This is a genomic window from Streptomyces sp. NPDC053367, from assembly GCF_044545925.1.
GTDB lineage: Bacteria > Actinomycetota > Actinomycetes > Streptomycetales > Streptomycetaceae > Streptomyces.
The window spans coordinates 15,276-40,424 of sequence record NZ_JBITYN010000015.1 but is presented as its reverse complement, the minus strand read 5'-3'; the positions used below and the strand labels follow the sequence as shown (position 1 = coordinate 40,424).

General features: G+C 67.7%; 24 protein-coding genes and 4 pseudogenes. 12 read left to right on the top strand and 16 right to left on the bottom strand.

Features of this window, described 5'->3' with window-relative positions; all coding sequences use genetic code 11:
- Positions 1–4 precede the first annotated feature (4 nt).
- The 3 genes from ACIGXJ_RS34340 to ACIGXJ_RS34330 are packed head-to-tail and all read right to left on the bottom strand — an operon-like array spanning position 5 to position 1,975.
- The gene (locus ACIGXJ_RS34340) at positions 5–502 is read right to left on the bottom strand and encodes a GNAT family N-acetyltransferase (RefSeq protein WP_399653957.1); all 498 of its coding nucleotides are present in this window, start codon (positions 500–502) and stop codon (positions 5–7) included.
- The gene (locus ACIGXJ_RS34335) at positions 499–870 is read right to left on the bottom strand and encodes an ArsR/SmtB family transcription factor (RefSeq protein WP_399653953.1); all 372 of its coding nucleotides are present in this window, start codon (positions 868–870) and stop codon (positions 499–501) included. The genes ACIGXJ_RS34340 and ACIGXJ_RS34335 overlap by 4 nt, the downstream gene beginning before the upstream one ends.
- A 43-nt stretch (positions 871–913) precedes the next feature.
- Entirely contained in the window at positions 914–1,975 is a 1,062-nt protein-coding gene (locus ACIGXJ_RS34330; protein ID WP_399653951.1) for a flavin-containing monooxygenase, read from the bottom strand.
- A gap of 108 nt (positions 1,976–2,083) precedes the next feature.
- Here ACIGXJ_RS34330 and ACIGXJ_RS34325 point away from each other — a divergent pair, with 108 nt between their 5' ends.
- Genes ACIGXJ_RS34325 through ACIGXJ_RS34315 form a run of 3 tightly spaced genes read left to right on the top strand, consistent with a single transcriptional unit; the run spans position 2,084 to position 4,944 of the window.
- Positions 2,084–2,293, top strand: coding sequence for a hypothetical protein (locus tag ACIGXJ_RS34325; protein WP_399653949.1), 210 nt, complete (start codon positions 2,084–2,086; stop codon positions 2,291–2,293).
- 54 nt (positions 2,294–2,347) lie between these two features.
- Complete coding sequence (locus ACIGXJ_RS34320; protein ID WP_399653947.1) at positions 2,348–3,718, top strand: NAD(P)-binding domain-containing protein; 1,371 nt, start codon at positions 2,348–2,350, stop codon at positions 3,716–3,718.
- 2 nt (positions 3,719–3,720) lie between these two features.
- The gene (locus tag ACIGXJ_RS34315; protein WP_399653943.1) at positions 3,721–4,944 is read left to right on the top strand and encodes an MFS transporter; all 1,224 of its coding nucleotides are present in this window, start codon (positions 3,721–3,723) and stop codon (positions 4,942–4,944) included.
- A 23-nt stretch (positions 4,945–4,967) separates the two neighbouring features.
- On the opposite strand, the gene ACIGXJ_RS34310 is transcribed toward ACIGXJ_RS34315, so the two are convergent.
- From ACIGXJ_RS34310 to ACIGXJ_RS34300, 3 genes are all read right to left on the bottom strand, one after another.
- Positions 4,968–5,624, bottom strand: a complete 657-nt coding sequence (locus ACIGXJ_RS34310) for a hypothetical protein (protein WP_399653941.1) — start codon at positions 5,622–5,624, stop codon at positions 4,968–4,970.
- A gap of 111 nt (positions 5,625–5,735) precedes the next feature.
- Positions 5,736–5,918: a hypothetical protein gene (locus ACIGXJ_RS34305; RefSeq protein ID WP_399653938.1), complete on the bottom strand. Its 183-nt coding sequence runs from the start codon at positions 5,916–5,918 to the stop codon at positions 5,736–5,738.
- Between the two features lie 818 nt (positions 5,919–6,736).
- A complete protein-coding gene (locus ACIGXJ_RS34300) occupies positions 6,737–7,486 on the bottom strand; it encodes a transposase family protein (RefSeq protein ID WP_399653916.1) in 750 nt (249 codons plus the stop codon).
- Positions 7,487–7,581: 95 nt separating this feature from the next.
- On the opposite strand from ACIGXJ_RS34300, the gene ACIGXJ_RS34295 reads away from it, so the two are divergent.
- A complete protein-coding gene (locus ACIGXJ_RS34295; RefSeq protein ID WP_399653936.1) occupies positions 7,582–7,965 on the top strand; it encodes a hypothetical protein in 384 nt (127 codons plus the stop codon).
- Between the two features lie 482 nt (positions 7,966–8,447).
- Here the strand turns inward: ACIGXJ_RS34295 and ACIGXJ_RS34290 are convergent, their stop codons facing one another.
- Together ACIGXJ_RS34290 and ACIGXJ_RS34285 are read right to left on the bottom strand one after the other, a co-directional pair.
- Complete coding sequence (locus ACIGXJ_RS34290; RefSeq protein WP_399653933.1) at positions 8,448–9,683, bottom strand: hypothetical protein; 1,236 nt, start codon at positions 9,681–9,683, stop codon at positions 8,448–8,450.
- A 1,030-nt stretch (positions 9,684–10,713) separates the two neighbouring features.
- Positions 10,714–11,646 carry a hypothetical protein gene (locus ACIGXJ_RS34285; RefSeq protein WP_399653931.1) on the bottom strand — a complete coding sequence of 311 codons (933 nt, stop codon included), beginning with the start codon at positions 11,644–11,646 and terminating at the stop codon, positions 10,714–10,716.
- Between the two features lie 635 nt (positions 11,647–12,281).
- Between ACIGXJ_RS34285 and ACIGXJ_RS34280 the strand changes: the two genes are divergently transcribed.
- A complete protein-coding gene (locus tag ACIGXJ_RS34280) occupies positions 12,282–13,031 on the top strand; it encodes a transposase family protein (RefSeq protein ID WP_399653929.1) in 750 nt (249 codons plus the stop codon).
- Positions 13,032–13,127: 96 nt separating this feature from the next.
- Positions 13,128–13,544, top strand: a complete 417-nt coding sequence (locus ACIGXJ_RS34275; RefSeq protein WP_399653927.1) for a transposase family protein — start codon at positions 13,128–13,130, stop codon at positions 13,542–13,544.
- A 112-nt stretch (positions 13,545–13,656) separates the two neighbouring features.
- Here ACIGXJ_RS34275 and ACIGXJ_RS34270 read toward each other — a convergent pair whose 3' ends face one another.
- Positions 13,657–14,274 (bottom strand): 3'-5' exonuclease, encoded by a 618-nt coding sequence (locus tag ACIGXJ_RS34270; RefSeq protein ID WP_399653924.1) that lies wholly within the window; start codon positions 14,272–14,274, stop codon positions 13,657–13,659.
- 75 nt (positions 14,275–14,349) lie between these two features.
- Here ACIGXJ_RS34270 and ACIGXJ_RS34265 point away from each other — a divergent pair.
- Positions 14,350–14,583 (top strand): annotated as a pseudogene (locus tag ACIGXJ_RS34265) (transposase); the annotation flags it as partial.
- 243 nt (positions 14,584–14,826) lie between these two features.
- Here the strand turns inward: ACIGXJ_RS34265 and ACIGXJ_RS34260 are convergent.
- Positions 14,827–16,095, bottom strand: a complete 1,269-nt coding sequence (locus ACIGXJ_RS34260) for a phosphatidylserine/phosphatidylglycerophosphate/cardiolipin synthase family protein (protein ID WP_399653921.1) — start codon at positions 16,093–16,095, stop codon at positions 14,827–14,829.
- Between the two features lie 852 nt (positions 16,096–16,947).
- Here ACIGXJ_RS34260 and ACIGXJ_RS34255 point away from each other — a divergent pair.
- Positions 16,948–17,136 (top strand): hypothetical protein, encoded by a 189-nt coding sequence (locus ACIGXJ_RS34255; RefSeq protein ID WP_399654289.1) that lies wholly within the window; start codon positions 16,948–16,950, stop codon positions 17,134–17,136.
- A gap of 8 nt (positions 17,137–17,144) precedes the next feature.
- On the opposite strand, the gene ACIGXJ_RS34250 is transcribed toward ACIGXJ_RS34255, so the two are convergent.
- The 3 genes from ACIGXJ_RS34250 to ACIGXJ_RS34240 all read right to left on the bottom strand — a co-directional run bounded on the left by ACIGXJ_RS34250 (position 17,145) and on the right by ACIGXJ_RS34240 (position 20,043).
- Positions 17,145–17,501, bottom strand: a complete 357-nt coding sequence (locus ACIGXJ_RS34250; protein ID WP_399653918.1) for a hypothetical protein — start codon at positions 17,499–17,501, stop codon at positions 17,145–17,147.
- Positions 17,502–17,651: 150 nt separating this feature from the next.
- Positions 17,652–18,188 (bottom strand): hypothetical protein, encoded by a 537-nt coding sequence (locus ACIGXJ_RS34245; protein ID WP_382584679.1) that lies wholly within the window; start codon positions 18,186–18,188, stop codon positions 17,652–17,654.
- Positions 18,189–19,293: 1,105 nt separating this feature from the next.
- A complete protein-coding gene (locus ACIGXJ_RS34240) occupies positions 19,294–20,043 on the bottom strand; it encodes a transposase family protein (protein WP_399653916.1) in 750 nt (249 codons plus the stop codon).
- Positions 20,044–20,222: 179 nt separating this feature from the next.
- On the opposite strand from ACIGXJ_RS34240, the gene ACIGXJ_RS34235 reads away from it, so the two are divergent.
- The gene (locus tag ACIGXJ_RS34235; RefSeq protein WP_399653914.1) at positions 20,223–21,026 is read left to right on the top strand and encodes a hypothetical protein; all 804 of its coding nucleotides are present in this window, start codon (positions 20,223–20,225) and stop codon (positions 21,024–21,026) included.
- Positions 21,027–21,112: 86 nt separating this feature from the next.
- Here ACIGXJ_RS34235 and ACIGXJ_RS34230 read toward each other — a convergent pair whose 3' ends face one another.
- Positions 21,113–21,550: a hypothetical protein gene (locus ACIGXJ_RS34230; protein ID WP_399653911.1), complete on the bottom strand. Its 438-nt coding sequence runs from the start codon at positions 21,548–21,550 to the stop codon at positions 21,113–21,115.
- A 36-nt stretch (positions 21,551–21,586) separates the two neighbouring features.
- Positions 21,587–22,406 (bottom strand): annotated as a pseudogene (locus ACIGXJ_RS34225) (IS5 family transposase).
- Positions 22,407–22,491: 85 nt separating this feature from the next.
- On the opposite strand from ACIGXJ_RS34225, the gene ACIGXJ_RS34220 reads away from it, so the two are divergent.
- The 3 genes and pseudogenes from ACIGXJ_RS34220 to ACIGXJ_RS34210 form a co-directional block, all read left to right on the top strand.
- A protein-coding gene (locus tag ACIGXJ_RS34220) for an IS5 family transposase (protein WP_399654265.1) occupies positions 22,492–23,291 on the top strand; the annotation gives its coding sequence in 2 pieces (ribosomal slippage) (positions 22,492–22,827 and positions 22,830–23,291; 798 coding nt in all).
- Positions 23,292–23,536: 245 nt separating this feature from the next.
- A complete protein-coding gene (locus ACIGXJ_RS34215) occupies positions 23,537–24,340 on the top strand; it encodes a class I SAM-dependent methyltransferase (protein ID WP_399653908.1) in 804 nt (267 codons plus the stop codon).
- A gap of 91 nt (positions 24,341–24,431) precedes the next feature.
- Positions 24,432–24,614 (top strand): annotated as a pseudogene (locus tag ACIGXJ_RS34210) (IS5/IS1182 family transposase); the annotation flags it as partial.
- Between the two features lie 28 nt (positions 24,615–24,642).
- Here the strand turns inward: ACIGXJ_RS34210 and ACIGXJ_RS34205 are convergent.
- Positions 24,643–25,149: pseudogene (locus ACIGXJ_RS34205) on the bottom strand (hypothetical protein); the annotation flags it as partial.

The window sequence follows — 25,149 nt, the reverse complement described above, 5'->3', positions numbered from 1 at the left end:
GGCCTCACACCACCACGGTGCTGCGGCGCTCCAGCAGGACAACATCCCGCCAGACGCCGTGGTGGCGGCCTATCCGCTCGCGGGTGCCGATGACTCGGAAGCCGGCCCGCTGGTGGAGGGCGAGGCTGGCGGTGTTCTCGGGGAAGATCCCGGACTGGATCGTCCAGATCCCCGCGGCCTCGGTGGAGGTGATCAGGGCGTCCAGCAGTGCGCGGGCAACACCTTGGCCACGGGCGCCGGGGTGGACGTAGACGGAGTGCTCGACCACTCCGGCGTACGCGCACCGGTCCGAAACCGCGCTGGCTGCCACCCACCCCAGCACGGCGCCGCAGGCGTCCAGGGCGACGAACCGGTGCTGGGGCATCTTTGCCTTGTCGAACACCGTCCACTCCGGCGCCTGCGTCTCGAAGGTGGCGTTGCCTTCGTCGATCCCGGCCTGGTAGATCGTCAGGACCTGCTCGGCGTGTTCGGGCAGCAGCGCCTCGATCCGCGCTGCGCTCACGCTGCGACCCCCGCGGCACCGGACAGGAGAGCGCCCATGGCGGCGAGGACGGCAGGCTCGACTCGGTAGTACACCCACGTCCCGCGGCGCTCGGAGGACAGCAGTCCCGCATCCTTCAGCTTCTTCAGGTGGTGCGAGACGGTGGGCTGGGAGACGCCGACGTCGGAGATGTCGCAGACGCACGCCTCTCCGCCTTCGTGGGAGGCGACGGCGGAGAACAGGCGCAGCCGGACGGGGTCGCCGAGGGCCTTGAACATCTTCGCCGCGACCTCGGCTTCGTCCGCGGACATGGGCCGCTCGTTGAGAGGGGGGCAGCACGGCGTGACGGCCTCGGGCTCCAGGAGCGGCAGAACCTTCGCATTCGACATACGTCTATGTTGACACATGTCGAATCAGGTCGGTAGGCGCATCTCACCGACGGGTCAGGTGCGCGGCAAGGCGGCGGGCCACCCGGTGCGCGTCGCGGCCGACGCCGCGCAGGGTGTTCGAGGACAGGCTGCGCTGCCATTCCAGCCCCACGAACGCGAGCCCCGGATGGGCGAGGGAAGCGCCGTCGCGGTGCCGGGGCCGCCCGGACGCGTCCGTGGCCCCGGGCAGGCCGGCGAGGTAGGGCAGGTGCGGCCGGTAGCCGGTCGCCAGGATCATCGCGTCAACCTCCTCCACCGTCCCGTCCGCCCACGTCGCCTTGCCGCCGTCCAGTCCGGTGAACACCGGCCGCCGCTCGGGCGCGCCCGCGGCGAGCGCGGCACGGTACCGGCCGTCGTCCAGGACGGGTTGGCCCGGCGGGGTGCGCGGCAGTCGGCCGAGCGGGGCGGCGTCCAGCCCCGTGCGCGTCAGCCAGAAGTGCACGTCCCGGCCCCACAGCTGCTGTCGGGCGAACTTCACCGGTGCCCGGGTGGCGAGCGTGGTGCGGCTGGTGCGGGCGAGTTCGGCGGCGACCTGGACCGCGGAGTTGCCCGCCCCCACCACCACGACCCGCTGCCCGGCGAACGCTTGGGGACTGTGGTAGTCGGCGACGTGCAGCGTGCGGCCGGTGAAGGACTCCAGGCCCGGCAGCGCCGGCCGGTAGGGGCTGGCGAAGCTCCCCGACGCCGCGACCACAGCCCCGGCGGTCAGGGCGGCCCCGCCCTCCAGCTTGATCTGGAACGCCCCGCCCGCTTCCGCCGTCACCCGGGCCACGCGATGGCCGGTGCGGATTTCCGCGTCCAGGCGTGCGGCGTAGCGGTCCAGATAGGCGACGACTTCGTCGCGGTGCGGGTAGCGGTCCGGGTCTCCGCCGAAGGGCAGGCCGGACAGCGCACTGAACCGGGCCGGGGAGAACAGGGTCAGGCTGTCGTAGTAGTACGGCCACGACCCGGCAGCCCGGTCCGACGCCTCCAGGATCACCGGCTTCAGTCCCGTCCTGGCCAGCGCGTGCGCGGCGGCCAGTCCTGACTGTCCGCCCCCGATGACGACGGCTTCGGCGTGCTCCATCGCAACCCCCCAAGGATTAGATAAACGTCTATGTTGACGTTCATCGAAACAGGTGCCATGCTGATCACGCAAGCCATCGACAAACATCGAAGCACCGAGGGAGTCGTCATGACCGAGCAGTCCGCACCCACCACCCCGAACCGTGTCGAGACGTCGGCCTCCTGTTGCACCTCGGCGCCCGCCCAGCCGGCCGTCGAGAGGGTTCCCTCCCAGTCCTCCCCGTGCTGCGGCACCAGCAAGGACGCGGAGGCAGCCGGCTCCTGCTGCGCGCCGGAGGCCAAGCGCGAGGCCGTCGCCATCGGCGCCGGCTGCTGCTGACCACCCGAGCCCCATCCCACCCACCGCCTGCCTCTGAGGACCTGGAGACCTGCAATGAGCGAGACCACCACCGAGCTGCCCGTCGCCGTGATCGGGGCCGGCCCCGCCGGCCTGGCCGCCGCCGCCCACCTCCGCGAGCGCGGTCTGGACTTCCTAGTCCTGGAGGCCGGCTCCCACGCCGGGGCCGCGACCCGGGAGTGGTCGCACGTGCGTCTCTTCTCCACCTGGGCTGAAGTTGTCGACCCGGCCGCCGAGAAGCTCCTCGCGCCGACCGGCTGGGTGAAGCCCGATCCGGCCACCTACCCCACCGGCGGGGAATGGGCAGCCCTCTACCTCCAGCCCCTCGCCGACGCCCTCGGCGCCCGCGTCCGCTACGGCGCCCGCGTCACCGGCGTCTCCCGGGCCGGCCGGGACCGCATCGTCGACGCCGACCGCGACACCCAGCCCTTCACCGTCCACATCGAGACCGCAGACGGCCGCGAGGAGCGCCTGTTCGCCCGCGCGGTGATCGACGCCTCCGGCACGTGGTCCACGCCGAGTCCCGCCGGTGCCAGCGGTCTGAAGGCTCTGGGGGAGAAGGCGGCCGCGGACCGGATCGCCTACCGTGTCCCGGACCTGAAGGACCCGGCCGTTAGGGCCCGGTACGCGGGCAAGCGGACCGCGGTCATCGGCTCTGGCGCCTCCGCCTTCACCGCTCTCGCCTACCTCGCCGACCTCGCGAAGGCCGACGACGGAGCCGGCACGCACGCGACGTGGATCCTGCGCCGCGGGATCTCCGGTTCCACCTTCGGCGGCGGTGAGGCCGACCAGCTGCCCGCCCGCGGCGCCCTCGGCCTGGCCGCGAAGGCCGCGGTCGACGACGGCTACGCCGACGCCGTCACCGGCTTCCGCACCGACGCCTTCGAGCGGGACGCCGACGACCGCCTGGTCCTAGTCGGTGAGGACGGCCGCCGCCTCGACGCCGTGGACGAGGTGATCGTGCTGACCGGCTTCCGCCCCGACCTGGCCTTCCTGGACGAACTCCGCCTCGGCCTTGACGAGCGCCTCCAGGCTCCCCTCGCCCTTGCGCCGCTGATCGACCCCAACCAGCACTCTTGCGGCACCGTCTACCCCCACGGCCAGGCCGAGCTCTCGCACCCGGAGAAGGACGTCTACCTGGTCGGCATGAAGTCCTACGGCCGTGCCCCGACCTTCCTGGCCATGACCGGCTACGAGCAGGTCCGCTCGATCGCCGCCCACCTCGCAGGCGACCGCGAGGCCGCCGAGCGCGTCGAGCTCACCCTGCCGGAGACGGGCGTCTGCGGCGGCGCCGGCCTCTTCGACCAGCCCCAGACGGCCGAGCAGGAGCAGAGCGGCGGCTGCTGCGCGGCGCCGGCCACGCTCACCATCGGCGCTCCCGCCGCGGTTTCCTCCGGCGGCTGCTGACGGTGCCGAACACCAAGGCCGGCGTGGCCGCGACCGGGACGGGGGTCCGGTCGCGGCCACGCGCCGTCCTGCCCGCCCTGTGTGCCACGCAGATCACCAGCTGGGGCGTCCTCTACTACGCCTTCCCCGTCCTCAACCCCGCCATCACCCACGACACCGGCTGGCCCGCCAGGCTGACCACGGCCGCATTCTCCGCCGCACTCATCGTCTCCGCGGCCGTCGGCATCTACGTCGGCCGCGTCCTGGACCACCGCGGCCCCCGCGCTGTCATGACGGCCGGTTCCGTCCTCGGCCCGCTCAGCCTCCTCATCGTGGCCGCCGCCCCCAACCTCGCTGTCTTCACCGCTGGATGGCTCATCGCTGGGGCGGCGATGGCCGCCACCTTCTACCCGCCCGCCTTCGCCGCCCTGACCCGCTGGTGGACCCCCGACCACATCCGAGCCCTGACCATCGTCACCCTCGCCGGGGGACTGGCCTCCACCGTCTTCGCACCCCTGACCGCCGTCCTCGCCGACCACTACTCCTGGCGCACCACCTACGCCGTCCTCGCCGCGATCCTCGCCGCCCTGACCATCCCCACCCACGCCCTCGCCCTCCGCGCCCCCTGGCCACCTGCTTCCGACGCCAGCCCTCACCGACCGGCCGCAGCGCCGGATCCGGCCGAGCACAGCAGGGCGTTCTGGATGCTCGCCGCGACCTTCACCCTGTCCGCATTCGCGATGTACGCCGTCGTCATCACCCTCGTCCCCCTCTTCCTCGAACGCGGCTACACCACCACCCAAGCCGCCTTGGCCCTCGGACTCGGAGGCGCCGGACAGACCCTCGGCCGCACCCTCTACGCCGCCCTCGCCCGCCATACCGGCACCGTCACCCGTACCGCCACCCTCGTCGGGCTCGGCGGACTCACCACGACCGCCTTTGTCCTCGTCCCCGGGCCCTATCCCCTGCTCGTCGTGCTCTCGGTGCTGGCCGGGATCGTCCGCGGCAACCTGACCCTGCTCCAGGCCACCGCCGTCACCGACCGCTGGGGCACCGCCCACTACGGCCGGCTCTCCGGACTCCTCGGCGCACCCGCCCACGCAGCAGCAGCCCTTGCCCCCTTCGCAGGAACGCTCATCGCCGGCCCCCTCGGCGGGTACCCGACGCTTTTCGCCGTACTGGCCGCGCTCTCGGCCGCTGCCGCCATCACGGCCATCGGTACCCGGCCCAAAGCACGTGAGGCCTGAGTAGGAACCCTATCCACTGCGTTTCACAGCTGAACAGTGCCGCTCGGCCTGACGCTTCTTCCAACGTTTCCTCCTGCGCGGCATCCGGGGTCACGCAGCGGACGCAGCCCCTGGCCGGGGCTGGTGCCCTTGATAGAGCGATCGGTTGTCCCCGCTTCCTGGTGGAGCTTGGCCAGCGGGCGGCACGTCCTGCAGGTGCCGGCCTTCGAGCAGCCGGAGCATCCACCGGTGCGGAGGTGGAGAGACTCGGCGATGCCGCCGAGTCGGGGCAGAGCGGTCAGGCCCTCCGTCATGAGGTTCACGCTGGGGTCGCGGCCGATCGTGCGGACCGAGGCGACGCCGTGCGGGTCCACGTGGAAGAACGTGTGACCGGCGTTGCAGCCGCTGAAGACGCGGCGGGTCTGTACGTACTTCCGGGCCTGCGAGGCGAGCGGCGTCGCTTCCCGGTCGATCGTGGGGGACATGTTCGTGAAGACCTGGTACGGAAAGACCCAGCGGTCTTCCACGAGGCGGACCATCCCCTCCACCTCGTGTGCGTTCTCCTCGGCGACGATGACGTTGATCCGGACGGGCAGGCCGGCCTCGCGGGAGGCGTCCAAGCCGCGGGTGAACCGGTCGAAGGCCTCACGGTTGCGGGTGACGGCGTCGTAGGTCTGTCCGGTGGCCCCGTAGAGGCTCACCGTCAGGCGGTAGGGCCGCAGACGGGCGAATAGGTCTTGTATCCGCGCTTTGTGCAGCTGGCTGCCGTTCGTGGAGATCTGGACCATCATTCCGAGCCCGGTGGCGTGCTCTTACGCGGCGGCGAACTGGGGGTCGATCAGAGCCTCGCCTCCAGTGATCTGGGGCCAGAGAACCCTGGCATCCCGCAGCATGGTGAGCAGCCGCACTCTGTCGCCCCACTCCAGGCCCTCGAACCGCTTCTCCCCGAGAAAGCAGAAGCCGCAGTCGTGGTCACATCCGAGGTTGCGTGTCACCGATCTGGGGTTCGTGCCCCGGGGGAAGCCCAAGTCTGCTGCAGCATGCGCTGCATTACCGGAGGACTCGTCAGTGCACCGCCGAGTTTCGTCGGCGCGGCCAGCGGCACCGCCGCTGCCGTAGCCGTACCGCTGATGACCACGTCAACCTCGCGCCCGCAGCGCGTCGGCACATCCGATGTCATCAGGCTGCGCGATCGCGTTGACACTCTCGTACAGCGCGATGCCGAGCGCGGCGGGCACATTGCCCTGGAGTGGCAGCGCTGGCCGGTGCGGACGAGGCCTTGAACCTCCAACGGCGTTCCGCTACACAGCGCGTACGCCTGCGCCTGTACGGCGTGGCATCCGATTGCGTCGCGACCGCGGCCTGGTCGATGATCGATGCGGGACAGCTCGCAGCCGTAGGCAGGCAGGCAGCTCGAACGAGCCCTGACCCTCGCCGGAATGTCGCAGGACACGGACATGACCATGCAGGTGTGGAACCTGCGGGCGATGCTTGCCCCTCAGGGCAAGGAACACGGCGACGCCGTTGCCGCAGCGCAGGCGATGCAGGCAACGACCATTGCCCACCGCTCTCACACAGGAGGGCTCGACGTGCGACCTTCGGCAGCAGTGGCTCGATCACCGACCACAGTTCGTCGTCGACTTCCCACGGCTTCGGCCGAGCCACCCCACACCCCCGGATCATCGGTCCCAGAGTGATCCAACCACCTCGAAGATCATTTCGTTAGGAGTTCTAAGGCGGCGCTGGCATCGCTGATCATCTTCCACGCGCTCACGTCCAAGGAGCTGCAGACGATGCTTATCACTGAGCCTTTTCAGCGTTGCCTCTCCAGGGTGAGGACCGCGGCGGCGATGTCCGTCATGCGGTTCGGGCTGCAGCGGCTTTGGCGAAAGATCCGCCAGGACTTCAGGCGGGCGACGCCTCGTTCGACAGGAGCGCGGGCCTGGGCGAGTGCTCGGTTCAGCGTCCGTTCGGTCGGTGACAGTTCGCCGTTGGGCGGGCGGCGGATGGCGGTGGTGACCCAGGAGCCGGCACCGATGTAGGCGCGGTCGGCGACGATCGGGACGCCCTGGCGTTCGCAGATTCGGATGATGCGGTGGGTGCGTGCGGCGGTCAGATCGTGAGCGCGGCCCGGCAAGGCCGGCGAGATCCACAGAAGCTGGCCTTGGGGATCGGTGACGATTTGCACGTTCACGCCGTGGCGCCGGTGCTTGTGGGAGTAATCAGCGCGTCCGTCGCCCAGGCGGTCGCACTCGCTGAGGGTGCCGTCCAGGAGCACGTAGTCCGGGTCGTGCTCGCGCAGGGTTTTGAGCAGGCCCGGCGCCCGGTCGGCGAGGAGCCGCACGACGGCGGTGGTGTAGGCGTGAGCGGTGCCTACGGATATGCCGAACCCGGCGGCAATCTGCGCGAGAGTGTCGTGCTTGCGCAGGTAGGAGAGAGCGACGAGGGCGCGCTTGTGCGGAGGGAGATTGCAGCGGCGGTCACCCTCACGGGTGACGATAAGCATCGTGACCCACTCGACCAGCGCATGAGGCAGATCGAGTGCGGCAGGATAAGGAACCAACAGGGCTCCTGGACCGACAGGTTGAGACTTCGAACACCTCACCCAACGGCACGGGAGCCCTGTCCGTTGCGGGCACCAAGGTCATCACCCGATCGGTGGCAACGCTGAAAAGGCTCACTGACCTGGGCGACGGGCGGCAGTTCCTGCAAGACCACACCGTCCTGCTTGCCAACGAGGTACGCGCCCGCCTGGAAAAGTACCGGGAATGCCGAGCCAAGCGGTGGCCGCGCACCGCCAATCCGCACCTATTCATCTCCCAGACCACCGCCTGCGGCACGGGCCGAGTCAGCCACGTGTGGATCAACGACACTCTCGGTATGCCCGCCCGTCGACTTCGCGAGGACCGTCTACTTCACGAGGCAGAAGCCACCGGCGGCGACCCCCGCCGCATCTGTGACCTGTTCGGCCTGTCTGTCGGGGCGGCGCTCTGCCACGCCCGTCCCCACGCGCCGACGACATCGGCTGACACCGCTAGCTGAGCCTGCCCGCCGGGGCTCCGCTGTGTGTATGGAAATCCCCGCCAGAGGCGCGAGCGGCGCCCGCGTTCGGTCCGGCCTCGTCCAGTTCTCCTGGCTCGCAAGCCGTGGGCCGGGCCGGCCCCTACCTTGGACGGACTGCCGTGGCGACACCCAGTGCGCTGTACGCCAGGCCGGCGCAGAAACAGTGCGGCGGAAAGCGAGAGAGGCTGTCGGGGTGTCCAATATCCGCAGGTGAGGACTGTGGCGTAGGCAGCGGAGGCCAGGTACAGGGAGGTTATCTTGGCGCGGAGACGACGCGGTCGGCCTTTAAGTAAGGCCCCGGTGTCCTTTCCCTGACCCACGGTGCAAAGTAGCCGTCGGGAGCATCCCTGTGCGGAACAGGCCAGCGGCGGCGTCCTCAATGTCGGCGTGAGTGGCTCAGCACGTCGGCGGCGTGCGCATGCGTACAGCGCCGGTCTGTCGGCCCTCGCGCGCCCGAGGCATCAGGTGATGCCCGCGCGGATATGGGCGTTGATGTAGTGGTCGTAGGCGTGGGCCGTCTTGCGGGTGAAGTCGGGGTGTGGTTTCTGGAACTCACCGGCGAGGAAGCCTGGGTCAGCTGCGTACCATCGTTCGACTATCGTGGCCTGCTGCTCGATTCCGTAGGCCGACCACGGCTTGCTGGCGTTGCCGCCGGGTTCGTAGGTGCTCTCGAAGACGCCCTGACAGAAGTACGTCGCAGCAGGCCAGCGCTTGGCCTGCCATACGTGCGTCAGCTCGTGGATCAGCATCTGTCCACGCTGGGTGGCACTTCCCTTGGGTGCCATCGGGTCGTCGAACTGCTCTCCCAGGTTGACCAGGTAGGAGCCACCGGCGCCTGGGATGACGAACGCTCGGTTGTCCAGCCCGCTGATGTTGGTCAGGATGATCTGCTCGCGGCTGGGAAGTGTAGGTCCAAAGACCTTGGCGGCGAACACGGCCTCCTCCTCGGACAGCGGTCGGTGCTTGACGAGTGCCTCGGCGGCAGCCCCGACGGCCAGCGCCGGGACGATCGCGGCCGGGCCGAAGACCAGCAGCACGCCGGAGGCGATCGTCACTCCGACCGGCAATTGCGGGAACGGCCAGGGCTCCCGCGCGGCCTCTCCAAGCTGGGAGCCGATGACCAGCGCTGCGGCCGTGCCGCCAGAGCCCGTAACGGCTGCGGCGCCGACGAACTGAGCGACCGCCGTCGCGATGTCTCCCAGCGTCCCGAGGACCCCGGACACCTCCCATTCCTTGCGGACGGTGAGCCGGGTGTCGCGGGCGAAGGTAAGCCAGTTCTGCCGGATATCCTCGTTACGGCCGTCCTCTGACCAGTTCTTCTGACGGTCCCCCGGCGTGTCGGTGCCGAAGACACGCCCCTGGTGCACCGCCAGTGCCCGGAACCGGCCTCCGCCACCGTCCACGGTGGGGTACACAACGAACGCGAACGACGGAAAGCCGGTGGCGCGCATGTGCCCGGTCGAGGTGTATGTGCCGTCGCTTCGCAGGACCATCTCGACGCGCCCGCCGAGCGCAGTATCGGTGGTGACCGACTCGGCCAGCCGTAGTTCGCCCGGCACCGCATCGAGGCGGCGCAGCACGTCGCGTGCGGAGACCGGTCGTTCGGCCCCCAGGCTGTCGGCCACCTCGCGGAGGCTGATGACCCGCGGGGGCGCGTAGAGGTGGATTCTACGAATGCTCTGTGTCAGTGATGTCATGGCGTACTTCTCAATCGGTCAGGCCCGCTCGACCGGAATCAGCACCAGGCCGGTTCCCTCTGGACAGAGACGTGAGGGCCTTGCCGAGGATGGCGCCGAAGGCCCTCTCGCGGACGGCAGTTACGCAGCCAACCGGAGCGGCAGCCCGTTCCACCGCTGGCCGGAGTCGGGGCGGATGGCGGCCCGTGCAGCCGGGTGGCTGATCGCACACTCATGGGCACGAGAGCGTTACAGTATTGCTCCACAAGACCCCCGTGAGATCATTTTGGTCTGGTCGACTGTCCGTCGCCGATATGTGCAACGCAATGCCAGATATGCACGAGATGCTCTGACGCATATGCATTTCGCCTCCAGAATTGGAGCTTTGCTGGAAATTTCGTTGCGTAAGTGCGTCGTCGACCACTCTGACGGTCACGGTGGCCCCGCTGGCGAACCGAACGCCGTCGATGACGAAGACAGTGGAATCGCCGGACCCTTCAGTCCGTACCGTAATCTCCGGTCTAGTGGACGCCGGGGGCGGTTCAACCGGAGGATTCTGAGGCTCTATGCGCAGACTGTCCAGAAACACAATGAGGTGGCGCGTGGAGATCGGTGCCAGCATATCCAGACGACGCACGAGTTCACGCACATTTCCATCGGGCCTGTACTGAGGCAGCACGCCTCGATCACGGGCACTGTGGATTGCTATTCGAAGTCTTGGCATTTTTGGATGTCCCGTCAGTTCGACACGAATCCGTACACTCCTGGAGAGGCAACTTCCCCAAGCGCCGAGCGATGGGGCGGCGGACGCTCGAGCTGGATGCCGAAAATCTCAACCCAGGCCGACGAGAGCCAGGACCATACTGTCCCCGACGCCAAGGGAGTAGGGGCCTCCCGAGTACCGCGCCAAATGCGGCCTCACGGTCGGTCGCAACCACGGTGTGGCCAGGAGTCGAGGAGGTCGTCAGCAGGTCGCCGACCTGAATCGCCCTCGACGAACGCGTCGGCGCGGCACCAGACCTTTTGGAGGCCGCAACTGCTTGACGGTGAGTCAGCCGAGGCCGACGAGGACGAGGACCAACCCTCTGCCCGATACCAGGGGGGTCAGTGCTTTCCCGAGGACGGCGCCAAAGGCTGCGTCTCTGTCGAGGGCGGCCATCGCGTGACCGGGAGTCGAGGACGTCGTGAGCAGGTTGCCGACACGGATGGGTCGAGATGAGGCATCCGCGTGGCACCAGACCTTGCCGGTGACAGCCACAGCCGATCGGCGCACTCCGTCCTTTACTTCGCGCGGTTGACGATCGAGCACGAGAGCCGGGACGCGGTCCCCAGCGCCGGCGACGGCACCCGCCACGCTGGGGTCGTAGTCGTGTTCGCACGGCGCCAGCGACCCATCGCTGTCCAGGACCACGACGGTGCCCGGGCCGACCTCGGTGGGTCCGCTCACTTGCTCAGAGACATTGAACTCTTCTGCTACATCTCCACCCGTCAGGATCAAGTCGCCGGTGACCTCAACGTCACCCTGGAATACACCCGCCTTGCCCCCGCCCGGGTTTGTTAGAGCTATCGCGACTATGCCATTGCGGCCCCTGGCGTATACGCCGTTGCCACCGTTGTCGTTGACGCCCGCCACGCCTGCCTTGGCGGCATTTATGCCCACCCCAATGACGCCGTCTTCGGTATCGCTCACCCCGTATACACCGTTCCCGCCTTTCCCGTCTCCCGCCACGCCGGTCCGCCCCCTGCCGTACAGTCCGTTACCGCCGTGGTCGTTGACTCCGGCGACGCCGGACTTGGCGGCGGATTCGGTCAGTCCCAGAACACCGTCGCCCCCCTTTCCATGTCCCCACACACCGTTGAGGCCACGTCCGTAAAGGCCGTTGCCGCCGTTTTCGTCGACACCGGCAACGCCAGCCTTCCCGGAGGCCTGACTGACTCCAAGAACTCCGTCATCCGTGTCGCTCGTTCCAAGTACCTTCGTCATGACTGCTCCCTGCCTTGGTGTGGTTGGCTGGAATTGACTAGGAAGCACTAATGTTGCCCAGTCTGAGCAGCGGCTGACGATCGCAGTACCCCGGAATTCGCGCGAGCTTCACTCGCGCAGCGTCATCGCGGTCATGGTGTAGTTGCCGTTTGCGTCCGTCAAGGGGAATGCCCCGAGAAGACGAGGCGGACGGGGCCCTCAGCTATCGAGAGCAACCTGCGTCTAGTCCAAGACCGGATGGCGAAGGGAACTGCCACTTCCGCGCCCAAAGCCGGGAATGGGATGCATTTCCTTCCTCAATTCTCATCCCATTGCCCGGCAGGCGCAAGTTGGAAAGCTAAGGGTGACCGGGACGATGCAGGAGGCAGGGCTCCGTCGTTCTCGCGGTCGGCCCGAAGCCTCTGGTAAGGGCCTGATGCCCAAGTCGGCGGTGTTGGGCGGTTCATGACGGGCTGTCGATATGCGCGCAGGCACGGCTTCTGGTGATCATGGAGTGTCTAAGTTCACTGAGCCCTTTCAGAGTGGCCACTGATCGAGTGACCCCGGCCGAGTCAGTACGAGGACCGCAACGCACAAGGCTCCCGTGCCGTTGAGGGAGGTGTTCGAAGTCTCAACCCATCGGCACAGGAGCCCTGTTGGTTCCCCATCCTGCCGCACTCGACCTGCCGCACGCCCTGGTCGAGTGGGTATCCATGCTCATCGTCACCCGTGAGGGTGACCGCCGCTGCAAGCTCCCGCCCCACCAGCGAGCCCTCGTGGGCCTGGTCTACCTTCGCCGCCACGACACACTCGCGCAGATCGCCGCCGGCTTCGGCATATCCGTCGGCACCGCCCACGCCTACGTCAAAGCAGTCGTCCAGCACCTGTCCGGCCGGGCACCCGGACTGCTGCGGGTTCTGCGGGAAGCCGATCCTGATCACGTCCTGCTCGACGGGACACTCGCCGAGTGTGACCGGGTCGGGGACAGCCGCGCCGACTTCTCCCAGAAGCACCGCCGCCACGGCGTGAACGTGCAGGTCGTCGCCGACCCCACCGGCAAGCTGCTGTGGATCTCGCCCACGCTGCCCGGCCGCACTCACGACCTGACCGCGGCCCGCAGCCACCGCATCATCCGGATCTGCGAACGCCAGGGCGTCCCCGTCCTCGCCGACCGCGCCTACATCGGCGCCGGCCCCTGGGTGACCACACCCATCAGACGGCTCCCCAACCGGGACCTCACCACGACCCAGCAGACGATCAACCGAGCCCTGTCAGCGGCGCGAGCACCAGTCGAACGAAGCATCGCAAGGCTGAAGACCTGGCGAATCCTCCGCCGGGCCCGCTGCAGTCCGAACCGCATGACCGCCATCGCCGCAGCCATCCTCACCCTGGAGCGTCAACGCTGAAAAGGCTCACTAATCACCACAACGGAAGACCGTGCCTGCTGCGCCAGCATCACCCATACCCGACGGGCTGGGCCAACTCGTGGGCTGAGATCCGGCGTGCCCCGGCGAACTGCCCGACCTGCTGGAGCGGTTGCCCGGCCTGCCCAAATCGCGTTGTCGTCGGGGCCGCCGTCACCGCTGCCGTACGTCCTGACCGTGACTTCCGGCGCTGCCCTGGCCGGAGCGAAGTCCCTGACCGCGATCGCCGAGTGGGCCACCGATGACTCTGACCGGCTGTTGTTCTGCTGCGGGGCTACGCTGCGCGATCCGGGCCGGCCCTACCGTGCGCCCAGCGAGGCGACCGTGCGCCGGGCACCGCAGCGCATTGACGGTGACACGTTCGACGTGGCGATCGGCGGCTGGCTCACCCATCGTGCCGCCGCCTCTCGCGCCGCGGACCAGGACGGACACGATCGATGGCAAGAGCAACGAGATCAGCGAGTTCCGGCCGCTGCTGGAAGGCGCTCCGCCTAACCGGTGGGAAAATACCGCCGAGGGCCTACGCCATCACAAGCGAGACATGACCCGGCCGCCAGCCGCCCTTGGGCTCACCTGATCATCGCAAACCCTGGCCCGTCAAGTGCGGCTATGGTCGTACCACCCGTCGGTTCGGCTTCGAGCCCCCTTCGGAAAGTGCGAACCCACGGCCCTTCGCCATCTCCTTGAGTCGTTCGAGTAGGGCCTTGCAGTCGCCGAGCGCCCGGTGCCCGCCGTGGAGCCCTTGCCCGGCGTAACCTCCCCAGTAGTCAGACCACTCCCCGACCCATTCCGCGTACGGCTTCATCACGTCTTCGGCCTGCCATGTCCCAAGCCATGCCTGGGCCGCAGCATCGGGGGCGGGGTGGCCGGCCTGCTGGTGGTGGCGGGCCAGTTCGTGCTGTAGCCGGGCACTGTCGAATGACGCTTTGTAGATCAGGCGGCGGCGGCCGGCGAGGGCTTCGGTCAGCTTGGGTAGCACCTCGCTGAACGAGGGCGCCTGAGCCACCATCTGGTCGGTGATGCCGTGCACCTCGGACGCATCCTCGGGGATCGGCTCGCCCGGGTTAAGGAGGGTTTCGAGGGCAACGTGCCCGGCGGGGCTGTAGATGGCGATCTCAACGATGCGGGCGTCGTCGTCCAGGCCGGTCGTCTCGGTGTTTATCTGGGCAGTTGTGCCACGTCTCTGTGGCGCACGAAGTGTGTTCGCTTCGCTACTCTCCGGCACCCATGGAGGTCTTCTTCACGAAACGGGATCTGCTCCGGGAGCGATGCCCTAGGGTCCGTCTTCAAAGATCATCGGATGGTGGATCATGGTGGGGTGATACGTCGCCATGAACTCACCAAATTCGAGTGGGAGTTACTCGCGCCGCTGATACCGCGGGCTGTGACGGGCCGGCCGCGGGTGTTGGACCGGCAGGTCATCAACGGGGTGGTCTACAAGATCCGGACCGGGATCTCCTGGCGTGACCTGCCCGAACGCTACGGCCCCTGGCAGACGGTCTACACCCGTTTTCGCCGCTACGCCCTGGACGGCGTGTTCGCCCGTGCCCTGCAGCAGATCCAGGCCCGTGCGGACGCGGCCGGTGACATCGACTGGCTGGTCCAGATCGACCCCACCATCGTCCGGGCCCACCAGCACGCCGCCGCCACCGGCCGAAAAGGGGCATCCGCCGGTCGGACGAACCGGACGATCACGCCCTCCGGAGGGCCGGGTTCCCGTGGGAGCCCGGCCCTCCGGCCGTTGCCGCCGCCGTTCATAGGGGCCGGCGGTTGCGGGTCAGCTGCCTGCGCAGTAGTGCATGAGCTGCACGTGGTTGGCCTTGTACTGGTCGAAGACAGTGGCGTCGTCGATCTTCAGCAGCGTCTCGTCGTTCGACCGCAGCGCCTGGTAGGAGTAGTTGTGGCTGCCGGTCCAGACGATCTTCTTGCCGGCGACACCGTCGTATGTGCCGTTGACCAGCAGGTACTTGGAGTGCAGACCGATGTTGCCGGTGCGCCCGGCGGGCGGGGTCTCCCAGCACTCCACGCGCTGGGTGAGCTGCCCGGAGAGGATGCCCTCGACGGTCTGGCCCATGGAGTTCACACCGTCGCCGCCGCCGTTGGGGTCGCTGTCGTGGGCGAGGATCACCGAGCAGCCCGCGTCCACCATGGAGACCATCTTGTCGGCGATGTGGGTCCGGTAGAAGAGGTTGGCCGCGATGCGCACCTCGGAGCCAGCCGCGCAGTTCACCTTGTCGAGGATCAGCTTGACCGTGTCGGTGGAGGCGTCGGTCTGGTAGGTGGTGCCGGACGTCTCCTTGCGCGGGAAGAAGTACGCCTTATACGCCGGATTCGTGGTGCTGGTCGGCGTCTTGTAGTAGTGGCTCAGGCCGGCGCCGGCCGCGTAGGCGACCTGGTCGTCGAAGTAGGCCCGGTAGATGTCATAGAGGCCCTTGTCGACGAGGGTCACCGCGTTGTTGTGCAGGCGTTCGCGCTGGTGGGTCGTCAGGTTGAACGAGGTCTGCACCACCACGTTGTCCGCCCCTCCGGTGTGGGAGAAGAGGACGAACTTGTTGTGGTTGATCGGGTAGTCCGGAGAGCCGTCGGACCTGGTCAGCGGGCGGGTGCCGATGCAGCCGCGGTTCCTGCCGCAGTCCAGCAGCCACGAGGGCTGGGTCCGGTCCGTGCCCAGCGCGGTGCGCAGGGTCTCCAGCTCCCCGCCCACGGTCACGGTTTCGGAGGAGAAGTGGTCGAGGATCACCTGCACGGAGACGCCCCGGTTCTTGGCCGCGATCAGCGCGTCCCGGACGGGGCCGTCGGTGAAGGTGTACATCGACATGCGCACCGAGCTGCCCGCCGGGGCGTCGCCGATGAGCGAGACGAGATGGTCGCGGATCCTGTTCTGGTCGGCGGCCGTGCCCGCGGGGTCGTTGAAGACCGCCCCGGGCGTGACGGTGACCGCCGAGGCCGGGGTGGGCGCGGCGAGAACGGCGGTGAGGGCGACGACCAGCCCGAGGAGCCAGGATCTGCGGTGCGGATGCACACCGACCTCCAGTGCGTACGGCAACCCATGATGAGTGCATGACAAATGGGGCATTACGGACCCACGGGACGCGGGGCGCGAGCCCCGGGACCCCGGAGCCCTCAGCCACGCCGGGCCCGGACGTCAACATATCCCAGCCGCCGGGCGGCCCTGCGGGCACCCGGCGGCGCAGGAGCAGGCGGAGCCCAGCCGATCACTTCTGTCAACGGTCCTTTAGCCCATGGGTGTTACGGATTTGGGGGACGGGGACGGGGACGGGGCCGGCTTAAGTGCCTACAGCTGTACCGCACACGGCAGTTGGGACCGGCGCCTGACCAAGTCCGAGAAGGCGGCACCGCGTACGCGCGGACAGCGCATGGGGGTGTGAAGAGGCCCCCGCCTGGCCGGGGCTGCAGCAGCGGCGCGAGGCGGAGCGCAAGGAGCAGGAGGCGGCTGCACCGGCGGCGGCGCGCTTCGCACCGGCCCTGGCCAGGGCCGTGAAAGCTGTCGAAAGGATCATCGCGGATCCGAGCAGCGCCACGTTCCCGACCCTGGAGCGTCGCCGTCAAGCCCGCTGGAACCAGGGCTGCACGAACGCCTAGACGGTGTGGGAAGAGATCGTACCGCTCGGCTATCAGGGCAGCTGCCAGCGGGTTCGCGCCTACTTTCGGGAGAAGCGGCTCTCGCCGGGTCCCGTCACAGCTCGGCCACCGTGACCCCGTGTCGTTGCCGGATGGATCCTTCGCCGGCCGGAAATTCTCAACGAGACGGAGCAACTTCGACTCGAGGCCGTTTTTCTGGTCCACTGCCCTGAACTGGGCGCCCTCACCAGCCACGTCCGCTCCTTCGGCCAGATGCTCACCGAGCGCCAGGGCGAAGGGCTGCCGCAGTGGCTCGATGCCGTCCGGCAAGACGCCCCCCCGCTTCCACACACTCGCCGCGGGCATCGACCGTGACCGCGATGCGGTCATCGCCGGCCTCACCCTGCCCTGGAGCTCAGGCGTCGTCGAAGGCCACGTCAACCGAACCAAGATGCTCAAACGCCAGATGTTCGGCCGGGCCGGCTTCGCCCTGCTCTGCTCGTAGAGCACAGATCAGACCCTGTCCTCAAGGAGTCCGAAGCCTTCAGGGAACCCTTCCAGGAACTCGCGCCGTGCCGGGTCGGACTCGGCGGCGGCCATCGCCCCCAGCAGTTCGATCAACTCGTTCCGCTGTTCGCCCGACAGCTTGCTGACCACGTGAGCGACGCCCTCCATGACCTTGACGGCGTCGTCCGGATCCATCTGCTCGTCATCACTACCCTCCACGAACCACAGGACATCGACCAAAGCCTGGGCCAGGGCGTGGGTCAGAGACGAGTACACGGGCATCAAGGCGGACTCCCAGCAGGTCACGGCAGCAAAGGTCCAGCCATCCCACCACACACCGCTGACATCACACTCAGTCAGCACTCCACGGAAAGTGGCCAGAACCCGAGAACAGACAGCAGATGTTCACCACTTCGGGAGGCACCGCACTCGACCTTGTTCGATTTTTCCCCAACTACTGCGGTAGAGGGCGGCGACGCTTGCCGGGGCTTATGCCTCGCCCGTCCCTCAGCATCAAGGGGCAGAGCTGCCGACGAATTCCGCCAACTCGCCAGCGGCCTCGGGGGTCAGACGGTAGAAACCCTGAAGGCTGACCGAGTTTTCAAGTCGGCCATCCACCACGTACTTCAGACCGCGGGTCTGACCTCGGCGGTTGCGCCAGGTAAGCCTCGCAAGCAGTTCACCGGGGATGGCCACATCGAAGCGCACGGGCGTCGCGTCCACATGCACCGCCATGGCGCCGCAGCCGCCGGCGCCGAGCATCGCCCAGTCGCCGTGCCCGGGATACGCAGGGTCCTCCCACGTCGCGGGGGCCGCGCCGCAGCAGTCGCGTCGTTCCGTGTCGATCACCCGCAGTTGACTCACCACGAAAACCTCGCGCCGGTTGACATGCAGCGCGTACACCTCGTCCCCAGCACGAGCACCCGTCCACGCGGGCAGGGATGAGTGAACGCCGCTGAAGGCGACCGGCGGGCGTTCTCCCACGCGACCCGCCTTGCGCAGCGCACGGCACGTGTCATGGGTCCACAAGACGGTGAAGGCATCAGACATGCCGTGATCCTATGAACGGGGTCTGACAGCCGCCCCGCAGGGGACAGCACTCACAAAGCCTTCCGCAAAACTGGCGCTCGGGCCTGAAACCCACGCGCCGTTCGAATCCTTCGATGGGCTTTGCCGCCTCCCGAAGTGGTGAACATCTGCTGTCCGTTCTCATGAACAAAGCCAGCACGGGACCAATCCCCGCATGAGCGGGGAGCACGATGTACCTGGCAAGGGTGCTGGAGGTCTCGGAGACCATTCCCGCGGGCGATCCCGTCGAATGCCGGGGCTTGAGCGCGTTGGGACCATCCCCGCATTCGCGGGGAGCACACGCAGTCCACGCTTTCGTGGTTACTCCCGTAGGGACCATGCCCGGGCGCGGGGAGCACGACGGCATCTCGACCTTCGTGTTCAGTGCGGTGGGACCATCCCCGCGGGACGGGGAGCACCTGCTGTCCGGCGCCGCGGCGACGTTCTACGTGGGACCATCCCCGCACGCGCGGGGAGCACTCTCGTTCACCTGCATCATTTACCCGACGAACGCCACGGATTTTATGACTTTCAATGAATCCCGGCAACACGCGCGAATCACCATAAAGACGGGGCCGAGCTCCGCAGGCCGCCATGCCTCCGCTGCCAGCTAAGCGGTGCCGCTGATTCGACCTTCCCCGCCAGCGCCGGAAGCACTGCAGCTTGCTCTTCGAATACGTCGCCCTGGAGAGCCTCCCCCACGCGCGGCGAGCGCGGCCAGACCGCCGGCACCGCCCTGCGCGGGATGGGACCCCGGTCGACGGCGCCCGCGAGGAGCTCGTCGGGACGACCCCCGCCTGTGCAGGGAGCACAGGTGCAGCCAGTCTTCCAGGAGCGCCTGGACGAAGAACCCCGCATGTGCGGGTACCTGGTGGGCGACCCGACCGGCTCCCGCGCGATGTGGCTACCGCCGCGGGAACGAGGAGCACTCCTCGTGTCGGACGTCGTCCGCCTCGGGGTCGGGACCATCCCCGCGGGCGCGGGGAGCGCGATCGCGTACGTGGTGGGACCATCTCCGCATGCGCGGGGAGCACTCTCGTTCACCTGCATCTTTACCCGACGGAAGCCACGGACTCCATGAGCCTTTTCAGCGTTGCCTCTCCAGGGTGAGGACCGCGGCGGCGATGTCCGTCATGCGGTTCGGGCTGCAGCGGCTTTGGCGAAAGATCCGCCAGGACTTCAGGCGGGCGACGCCTCGTTCGACAGGAGCGCGGGCCTGGGCGAGTGCTCGGTTCAGCGTCCGTTCGGTCGGTGACAGTTCGCCGTTGGGCGGGCGGCGGATGGCGGTGGTGACCCAGGAGCCGGCACCGATGTAGGCGCGGTCGGCGACGATCGGGACGCCCTGGCGTTCGCAGATTCGGATGATGCGGTGGGTGCGTGCGGCGGTCAGATCGTGAGCGCGGCCCGGCAAGGCCGGCGAGATCCACAGAAGCTGGCCTTGGGGATCGGTGACGATTTGCACGTTCACGCCGTGGCGCCGGTGCTTGTGGGAGTAATCAGCGCGTCCGTCGCCCAGGCGGTCGCACTCGCTGAGGGTGCCGTCCAGGAGCACGTAGTCCGGGTCGTGCTCGCGCAGGGTTTTGAGCAGGCCCGGCGCCCGGTCGGCGAGGAGCCGCACGACGGCGGTGGTGTAGGCGTGAGCGGTGCCTACGGATATGCCGAACCCGGCGGCAATCTGCGCGAGAGTGTCGTGCTTGCGCAGGTAGGAGAGAGCGACGAGGGCGCGCTTGTGCGGAGGGAGATTGCAGCGGCGGTCACCCTCACGGGTGACGATAAGCATCGTGACCCACTCGACCAGCGCATGAGGCAGATCGAGTGCGGCAGGATAAGGAACCAACAGGGCTCCTGGACCGACAGGTTGAGACTTCGAACACCTCACCCAACGGCACGGGAGCCCTGTCCGTTGCGGGCACCAAGGTCATCACCCGATCGGTGGCAACGCTGAAAAGGCTCACTGTTCGATGACTCCAGTGTCGGCGAGGAAGCATCGAGACTTCCAGGGGTCGTCTTCCCGAGATGATCAGCAGCCGCTATCTTCCCGCCATGGTCGAGTGGGGGATGAGTCTCAGACGACGTGGCTGCTGGTTCTCCTGGCGGAACGTTGAGGAACTGGTCAAGATACTGGAAGAGGAAATTCCGCATGGCCAGTTGGTCATATCTCGCCAGGAGCTATCTGAGTCGACCGACCAGAACGGAGTGCGATGGAGGACGACGACGGCGCGTAGGTGGACTGACCTCGATGCCTTCAAGACCGACATGCAGGGCTCCCAAGTGATCACAGGTGTGACTTTCGAACGCCGCTCACTGGCCGCTGAGGACCCGCGAATCACCATCGAGATCGGGAAGACCACGCGCACTTGGCGCCCCTTTGGCAGGCAGCCGTTTGCCGAGGCCTGCCTGAGTGGCGGCAGTGAAACATGGGAGCAACGGGCTGCGACCCGTATTGCCGACACCTTCGCTCAAGCAAGGTTTCTGGGGTCCGGTCTGACGAAGTGGCTCAACCGTCTTGAGCAGTGGTGCATTTTCGTTGCTGGCATGGGCCTGTTCTACTTCCGCTCCGGGGTCGGAGGGGCCATCGGCGTTGGAGCCTTCTTTATGTTGGTCGCTGCATACCCGGTTGACACATACCTGACCCGGACGATCTTGCTGAACGAGCCGAAGGGGCTGCAGGGTTTCGTTGCTCGAAGGAGTGCAAATCACCGTGTGACAGGCGGCAGTCAGCGAGAGGTCATCCTCTTCGTCTGGAGCGTACTGGGTGGAGTAGCCGGTGTGATCGGCACGATCGTCGGGATCATCACCTATCTCTTCCCGCGCGGCTGAGGATAGCGGTGACAGTGCCGCAGCGCGCGAGTTCGGATCGCAGCTGTTCATTGTCCAAGGTGAGGGCCTGGACGCTCACCAGGCGCTCATCCATCGCCCACCGGTAGAACTTGTCCAGCGCCGCCCACGACCGGTTCCACGTCTTCCGCTGTCACCCGAAAGGGGACCTCGGACAGACGGCGGGCGGCGTAGAACGCATCGAAGTCCGCCCTCTCCGCCGTCCACACAGAGCACTCCCGCCGCTCATGCAGGAACCGCCCCCACACCGCCAGATCGAGCGCGTACCCCTTCCAGCTCTCAGCAGAGCGACAGCCCAACGTGGGCAAGGCCCGGAAGAACCGGTTTAGATGCACGTCGTAGGAACCGTCCGGCCTGAGGATGAACGGCATCCCCTCCAGTACCGGCTCCCGGTCCAACACCGCCACCAAGTCCGTACCCGTGCACTGCTCGTGGAGCAGATCCCGTTTCGTGAAGACCTCCGTGAGTGCCGGACCGTAGCGAAGCGGACACAGTTCGTGCGCCACTGAGACGCTGCACAACTGCCCGGATAAGACCGTGTCCTATGTGGTGAGGCGGATGAGTCGCTTGTGGCAGCAGAGGGCGGCGACGAGTCCGAGAAAGGCCAGGTAATTGCGGGGATCGCGTTCGTAGCGGGGGCTGAGTCGGCGGTAGCCGGACAGTCAGGACATCGTCCGCTCGATTACCCACCTGCGGCGCCCTAATCGCTCGCTGGACTCGATGCCTTTGCGGGCGATGCGCACGCCGATGCGCTTCCCACGGAGCCATCTGCGCAGGTCGGCCCGGTCGTAGGCTTTGTCGGCGTGCAGGCGCTGGGGCTTGAAGTGGCGGCCGCGGTGGGGGTCGTGTCTCGTTTGGTGACCCTCCACCATCGGCTTCAGTCCTTCGCTGTCGTGGGTGTTGCCGGCGGAGACGCCGACGAGGAGGGGCAGGCCGTTCGCGTCCGACAGGATGTGCATCTTGGAACCCGGTTTGCCCCGGTCCACGGGGCTCGGACCTGTGTGTTCGCCCCCCTTTTTTGGCGCGGACGTGAGCGGTGTCGAGGACGACGCGGGTGACGTCGATGAGGCCTGCGTCGTCGAGTCGGTGCAGCACGGCCTCGTGCAGCCGCCCCCAGACACCGGCTCTCGACCAGATCAGGAAGCGGCGGTGGGCGGTCGACTTCGATATGCCGAAGCAAGGCGGTAGTTGGCGCCATGCGCAGCCGCTGATCAGTACGTAGATGATGGCCGCGAACAGCGTCTCATCAGGCGTGTCCTGCGTTCCGCCGCCTTGCGGCCGCACCTTCGACGGCGGGATCAGCGGTTTCGCGATCTCCCACATCCCGTCCGGAACAATCCAACTCCATGTGCCCCGCCCCATACCGAGGTCAACGACGCCTCACCACGTAGGACACGGTCTTACAGGTCATCTCATTTGGCGTGTTCGATAGCCTGTCGCCGTGGGGATCGTTGAGCGGCTGGTGCCGGATGAGTTGTGGGAGTTGTTCCAGCGGGTGGTGCCGGAGGTGCCGACCCGTCCGCAAGGCGGTGGTCGGCGACGGCACGGAGATCGGGAAGTGCTGGCCGCGATCGTGTTCGTCGCGACGTCGGGCTGCACGTGGCAGCAGCTGCCGTCCGCCTCGTTCGGGCCCTCGGGAGCCACGGCCCACCGCCGGTTCACCGAGTGGTCGAAGGCCAGAGTGTGGGCCAAGCTCCACCGCCTGGTCCTCGACGAGCTCGGTGCCCGCGGCGAGCTGGACTGGTCCCGGTGTGCGATCGACTCGGTGAACATGCGGGCCCTGAAAAGGGGGAACTGACAGGCCCGAATCCTGTCGACCGGGGCAAGTACGGCTCGAAGGTCCACTTGATCAACGACCGCACGGGTCTGCCCGTGTCCGTCGGCATCTCAGGTGCCAACGTCCACGACAGCCAGGCCCTGATCCCGCTCGTGCAGGGCATACCGCCGATCCGCTCCCGCCGTGGTCGACGGCGGCGCAGGCCGGGCAAGCTGCACGGCGACAAAGGATACGACTACAACCACCTGCGGCGATGGTTACGCGACCGCCGCATCACGCCCCGGATCGCCCGCAAAGGGACGGACTCCAGCCAGCGGCTGGGCCGGCACCGCTGGACGATCGAACGCACCATGGCCTGGCTTGCCGGATGCCGACGCCTCCACCGACGCTACGAACGCAAAGCCAGCCACTTCCTGGCCTTTACCAGCATCGCCTGCACACTCATCTGCTACCGCCGACTCACCAAATGAGATGACCTGTAAAGCGCTCCGCAGTGAACGCGCGCTTGTCGGCCGCGGTACCCATCGTGGCCGATGGGGCGCTGGTGGAGTGGGGACCTGCGTCGGTGCGGCGTGTCGTGGTTTCCCACGAAATCCGGTGGAGTCTCAGCGGCCGGAAGTGGTTGGGTCCTGCTCAATGCGCTGACACGGCCCGGCACAGTGCGAGGCGCAAGGTCCGAATCGCAGGCGCGGTCTAGCCCGCGTGGCGTCGAGTGATGGAGGTTATCGCGGTGGCTGGTTATGGGGCGCTTTCCGAGGTATACGAGTGGCTGATCGGTGACGACAGGTTGACCCCCGCCAAGGCAGCCGCGGTTTACTACAGCGATGTTGTGGGCTCTCTGCCGCCCAACGCGCGCGTCCTCGACTGCGCGTGTGGAACCGGCCAGCTCGCCGTCGGTCTCGCGAGTCTTGGCCTTGACGTGGTCGCCGCAGACGCCAGCAATGGGATGGTTCGCCGGACCGAGAAGGCCGCCGACGAGCAGGGTGTCTCGCTTCGAGCCCTCCGCGCGAGCTGGGATGAGCTGCCCGACCACCTGGAGGACTCCACGTTCGATCTGGTGTTCTGCGTCGGCAACTCGCTCGGGCACGCCGAGGGCGCAGCCGGGCGCCTGACCGCACTGGAAGCGATGTCGCGGCTGCTGAATCCGTGCGGACGCCTTGTGCTCCACTCACGCAACTGGGAGCTCGTGCGCTCCGCCGGCTCACGGGTAGACGTCCGCGATCGACTCATCCGCCGCGACGACCGCGATGCGGTCGTCAGCTACTACTGGCAGATCGAGCAGTGCTGGGAGCAGGAACACTTCCTCGAGATCGTGGTCGCCCAGATCGAGCCGGATGGGGCAGTGCGAGCCTGCTCGGAGCGGTTGTCCATCTGGCCCTACCGGTACGAGGACCTCGTGGCGCAGTTGCGGAGTGTCGGGCTCACGGTGCAGTCCACCACCTTCGACCCCGAGAACGATGGATACCTGGTGGTCGCCAGCCGCGACCAGGCGCGAGGCACGTCTGAGCCGGCGCGCTGATCCGCCTTTCGTCGTCTCCGGCCTGCCGGCTCGCGGCCGCCTGCAGCGCTTCGCGAAGTGTTCAGCGCTTGAGGCGGTCGCTGCGGGTGCGGTCCTCGCCGCTCTGGCTGCGGACCTGCGGCCCGCGGGCTGCACCGCCGCCTCCACTAAGCATTCGATCCTTGGACAGCACGTTGCTGCCGATCGACCGAATCGCGGCCGACTGGCCCTTCTATTTTGGGAAGCATGAGAAGCACGGCATGAACGTGCAGATATCACCGATCCCGCCGGGCGTCCTATCGTTGCCTGATGCACACACCCCATCAACTCGTTTGGTGCGGGTCTGGGCGGGTCGCGGCCAGGTAGTCGGACCAGTTCTCGCCGGTCATGGCTGCGAAGCGTTCCGCAGTTCTCGGCTGGATGCCGATCAAGTCGGAGAGCACGACGGGTGGCAGGTCGACGAGTGCTTGCATCATGGCCGTGTTCCGGGCTGCGCGGGCGGGTAGGCCGTAGCGCTTGAGTTTGTCGGACAGTCCCGCAGGGTTGCGGGGGCGCCCGGGGGCTCGGCCCGGCAGCAGGTACCTGCTGGCTTCGTTGCCGTGCCGGGATCCGTCTTCGAGGTGGTCGTTGATGAGGCGGGCGAGCTTCGGTGGCAGGACGACGGGGTGGCGGATGATCGTCAGGTAGGTGTGATCCGCGTCGTGGTGGAGGTGGTCGGTGGTGAGTTCGACGATGCGGGGGGGGGGGGGGGGGGGGGGGGTATGGCGGGTTGGGGCCTCCGGGAATCCAAACGCCCGCCGAAACGGGGGGGGGGTAAGGCCCCCGGCGAA

What these genes read in the sequence shown, in the direction of transcription:
- ACIGXJ_RS34235 (WP_399653914.1), top strand. Translation starts at nt 20,223, where the DNA reads ATGATCAGCAGCCGCTATCTTCCCGCCATGGTCGAGTGGGGGATGAGT.
- ACIGXJ_RS34325 (WP_399653949.1), top strand. Translation starts at nt 2,084, where the DNA reads ATGACCGAGCAGTCCGCACCCACCACCCCGAACCGTGTCGAGACGTCG.
- ACIGXJ_RS34255 (WP_399654289.1), top strand. Translation starts at nt 16,948, where the DNA reads ATGCCGTCCGGCAAGACGCCCCCCCGCTTCCACACACTCGCCGCGGGC.
- ACIGXJ_RS34330 (WP_399653951.1), bottom strand. Translation starts at nt 1,975, where the DNA reads ATGGAGCACGCCGAAGCCGTCGTCATCGGGGGCGGACAGTCAGGACTG.
- ACIGXJ_RS34245 (WP_382584679.1), bottom strand. Translation starts at nt 18,188, where the DNA reads ATGTCTGATGCCTTCACCGTCTTGTGGACCCATGACACGTGCCGTGCG.
- ACIGXJ_RS34285 (WP_399653931.1), bottom strand. Translation starts at nt 11,646, where the DNA reads ATGACGAAGGTACTTGGAACGAGCGACACGGATGACGGAGTTCTTGGA.
- ACIGXJ_RS34290 (WP_399653933.1), bottom strand. Translation starts at nt 9,683, where the DNA reads ATGACATCACTGACACAGAGCATTCGTAGAATCCACCTCTACGCGCCC.
- ACIGXJ_RS34320 (WP_399653947.1), top strand. Translation starts at nt 2,348, where the DNA reads ATGAGCGAGACCACCACCGAGCTGCCCGTCGCCGTGATCGGGGCCGGC.
- ACIGXJ_RS34335 (WP_399653953.1), bottom strand. Translation starts at nt 870, where the DNA reads ATGTCGAATGCGAAGGTTCTGCCGCTCCTGGAGCCCGAGGCCGTCACG.
- ACIGXJ_RS34215 (WP_399653908.1), top strand. Translation starts at nt 23,537, where the DNA reads ATGGAGGTTATCGCGGTGGCTGGTTATGGGGCGCTTTCCGAGGTATAC.